The sequence below is a fragment of the Mesorhizobium sp. M1E.F.Ca.ET.041.01.1.1 genome (assembly GCF_003997355.1).
Taxonomy (GTDB): domain Bacteria; phylum Pseudomonadota; class Alphaproteobacteria; order Rhizobiales; family Rhizobiaceae; genus Mesorhizobium.
Window position 1 is genome coordinate 1 of sequence record NZ_RZSL01001102.1, and the last position, 966, is coordinate 966.

General features: G+C 61.7%; 1 protein-coding gene and 1 pseudogene. One reads left to right on the forward strand and one right to left on the reverse strand.

From position 1 onward, the window contains the following. A pseudogene (locus EOA38_RS37675) lies at positions 1 to 303 on the reverse strand (glutathione S-transferase family protein); the annotation flags it as partial. Between the two features lie 300 nt (positions 304 to 603). Between EOA38_RS37675 and EOA38_RS37680 the strand changes: the two are divergent. Continuing rightward, the coding region (locus tag EOA38_RS37680; protein WP_145966340.1) for an N-acetyltransferase at positions 604 to 966 on the forward strand (363 nt) is incomplete at its 3' end.

Genomic DNA, 966 nt, shown 5'->3' on the forward strand with positions numbered 1-966 from the left:
GTCTTCTGCCTTGAATGTCCAGCCGTTCTCGCCCATGAAATGATGCACCACCGAAACGGAGATGATGCCTTCCAGCTTCTTCAAGGCACGGAAAATCAGCGTCCGGTGCGCCCATGGGCAGGCGAGCGAAACGTAAAGATGATAGCGGCCAGGCTCTGCCTTGAAGCCGCGCTTGGCGCCTTCCGCCGGCGCGCCGTCGCGCGTCACCCAGTCGCGCCACAGTGATTCCTTCCGTACAAACCTGCCGCTGCTGTCGGTAACGCGCGACAGGTCCTGCCATTTGCCTTCAATCAGCAATCCCATGCGAAATCTCCTGCGCGTCCTAAGTCCTAAGAAGATTTAGGCGCGTTGCCAAAATGTCGAAACCCTCTGGCGCTGAACAGTTCGTCAAACGACGAAACCAGATTGTCAAGCGGCGGAAAGAAAAGGTCAAAAGCGCCGATTGCAGGCGAACAAAATTGGTGCTAGCGGAGGCGCCCATGTTCGACTTTGCCTCGATCCGGTTCGACCGACGACGAAAGGGCGCCCGCGCTTGATGAAGCGCTGACTGGCGAACGCTGCCGCTTGCAGCAAACCTTCCTCGTATACCGGAACGCAAAGACCATGAGCCTTGCCGACGTGAGATACCTGCCGGAAACCCCGGCGCACGATGCTGAAATCGAAGCCATCAACGACGAGGCCTTCGGGCCCGGCCGTTTTGTGCTTGCCGCCTACAAGATCCGCGAAGCCGGAGGACATGACCGCTCGATGTCCTTTGTCGCCGTCGAGGATGGCACGGTGATCGCCTCGGTGCGCATGACGCGCGTCGCCGCCGGCGCCGGCCGCGCCATGATGCTCGGCCCGCTTGCCGTACGCCCCGCCTTCAAGAATCTCGGCATCGGCCGCAGGCTGGTCGCCATCGCGCTCGAGGCCGCCGCGAAGGCCGGAGCGCCGGCCGTGATGCTGGTCGGCGACGAGCCTTACTAC